The 2,674-nt window shown below is 66.3% G+C and carries 1 protein-coding gene and 1 pseudogene; one reads left to right on the top strand and one right to left on the bottom strand.

All coding sequences use genetic code 11. The features are described 5' to 3' along the window. Positions 1–654: pseudogene (locus AC08OX_RS16875) on the bottom strand (TM0106 family RecB-like putative nuclease); the annotation flags it as partial. A gap of 959 nt (positions 655–1,613) precedes the next feature. On the opposite strand from AC08OX_RS16875, the gene AC08OX_RS16870 reads away from it, so the two are divergent. After that, positions 1,614–2,513, top strand: a complete 900-nt coding sequence (locus tag AC08OX_RS16870) for an isocitrate lyase/PEP mutase family protein (protein ID WP_476608695.1) — start codon at positions 1,614–1,616, stop codon at positions 2,511–2,513. Positions 2,514–2,674 lie beyond the last annotated feature (161 nt).

The raw sequence follows: 2,674 nt of genomic DNA, 5'->3' as shown, positions 1-2,674 counted from the left end.
GACCCCGACCCCGACCCCGAGCGCGGGCTCTGGCTCTGGCTCTGGCTCTGGCGCGGTGGCCCGCTGCGCGGGATGCAGCAGATGCATGAATCGCGGAACGGGTACGCCCACCGACGGTAAGGCCGCCGCGTAGGCGGCGAGCTGCAGCACGGCTCCCGGACTGGCGTGCCCGGCGAGCTTGGCGTCGTAGGGCTCGTAACGGCCCGCGACCGCGGGCCCGGTCGATGCGCCGGCGACCGGGTCGAGATGCGCCGCGATGAGGAAGTCGGGGCGCCCCTGGAACGCGCCGTCGAACAGCGCCCCCTGGTAGACGACGGGAACCCCGGCGGCCAACGCCTGGCGGGTCCGCTCGTGGGCCTGGGCCAGGGCGGCGAGCGTGGGGGCGGGCCGCTCGATCGCCACGACCCCGTCCGCGCCAAAACACCGGCGCAGATGCTCCAGCCAGCGTCGTTCGTGCGCCTCGCCGTGCCGCACGGCAGTGGTGTCCGCGGGGGTCAGGCGCACCCGGTCGATCCGGCGGGGCCCGTTCTCCGACGTCTCCCCGGTCACCAGCCCGGCGGCGAGCGCGTGCGCAAGCCCAACGCGATGCCCACACTCGACGACGTCGACAAGATCACTGGCGGAAACCACCCAGCGGTCCTCGAACCTGTGCACGACACCATCCCCATCTGGGCCATCCCGTTTCCATCCGGGCCATCCCGTTCGGTCCCGTGCCAATCCTCTCCCGATCCGGGTTCACGGTCCGGACCAACCCGGCCGGGCGTGCCCCGAAGGACTGAAGGTGGCCGGTGAGGGCTGCGGCACCGGCCGGGCGTGGGGTACGCGCCCTGTCCGTCTCGCGGGACACCGAGGTGACGACGGCCATCGGCTGGGGCGTGTGGTCGGCCGCCGGGCCCGTACCCGGCTCTACACGTGGACCCGTAACCACGAGCAGGCGAGAACTGCCCGACACACCGCACGATCGCGAGCGGTGAGCCACGCATGTACCAGCGTGGACGGAGCGGGACACAGTGCTCGTCTAGCGATAACACAATCTTCAACTGATCGATTGTTACGATCATAAGGATCGGGCGTCCTGGGAGTCCGTGCTCCTCACGGACCAGGGCCCATGCAACCTAACCAAGGATGACATCACGGTTTCGAACCGTACATGACGGCTACGCAAAAGCTTCAAATGCCCCAAAAGTCCCAGCAAGCTAGCTGAGATCATGATCGATAGGAGGGCCTGGCACCTCAGCTAGGGAGATTTACGTCACACGCCCCCAGGCGACGTGCGACGCGCATCGACACCAATCCAGGAGTAGCGTACGTAAACATGATAGTTGACGATATACCCCGAAGGCTCACTTCGGATCTTCATGACCTCAGCGACCGGAGAAAAAGGGTCAAGAAGATGACCGGAGCGCGGTCGGTGGTCGGTTCGTTGGGGCCGACGAATGAAAAGATCATCTTTGGCATCCCCGGGGGTCCGATCCCCTCCCCGCCCCGAACGCCGATCGACGGCGCCGTCCTCCGGTATGTCACCGTCGGTCACGAGCAGGGTGCCGGGCCCGTAGCTGCGGGCGCCGTGATGGTCACCGGGCAGCCGCTAGCTCCCAACGAAGATTTCATCTGTGCGGCTCGATGGAGCGCTATGCATACCACTCCAATGGTTAAAAATCAAACTCTTCGACATCACAAACCGGGAAGGCGATCACGTGACACCCAGCTGGTTCTCGACCGAGACTCCTGTACGTCTCGGAGTTGGCGTGTATGACGGCTCGTCCGCACGGCTGGCCGACAGGCACAACCCCGACTTCGTCTGGGTGAGCAGTTTCTGTGTGTCCGCCGCGCTGGGGAGCCTTCCCGATCTCGGGCTAATAGATTCCTCCGAGATGGCCAGTGTGGTGCGGACCGTGGCGAGGACGACGCGTCATCCGGTGGTTGTGGACATGGAATCCGGGTACGGAGGCCCGCGCAAGATAGACCTGGCGGCGCGGACAATCTCCCAGGCCGGCGCGAGCGCGGTGTGCATCGAGGACAACACGCTGGACAAGTGGTCAAGCCTGTACCCCGGTAAGCGGGACCTGGCCAGCGTGGAGGAACAGGAGAAGCGCCTCCGCGCCACGCGCCGCGGGCTGGAGCCCAGCTGTTTCTTGATCGCCCGAACCGAAGCGTTGGTGGCCGGGCACGGCGTGGCCGAGGCCTTGAACCGCGCGAACCGCTATGTGGATGCTGGCGCGGACGCGGTGTTTGTGCAAGCCACGCGACCCGACGGGGGCGAGGAACTTCTGGAATTCGGCCGGGGATGGGATCGGCGCACGCCGGTGTTCATCGCACCAATCTGCTGTCCAGTGCTCGGTGCCGAGGAGTACGCCAGGTCCGGTATCACGCACTGGATCTTCGCGAACCAGCCCCTCCGATCTGTCGGGCGATGGAAGACACCGCCCAACAGATCGGAGAAGCCAGGACCGGCCCCGCTCCACAACTGGACGATCAGATCGCATCGGTGTCAGAGATCGGAGACCTCGTGAATGCCAGCCGCGATTATTTTCGCCGTGCTCGCCGCCGTTTTGAGCCTGACCGGCGCGGTCCTGGTCCACAAGGGGTGATCGTGCCGGATGTGGCCAACTGGGTTTTCCTCGAAGTCCTCAGGGGGGCCGAGGCGGTGCTGCGGGGGGCCGGGCGGGACCTG

It is taken from the genome of Frankia sp. CoBUL1 (assembly GCF_978021245.1).
The sequence above is the reverse complement of the archived record's forward strand: the minus strand, read 5'-3'. Positions and strand labels throughout refer to the sequence as shown.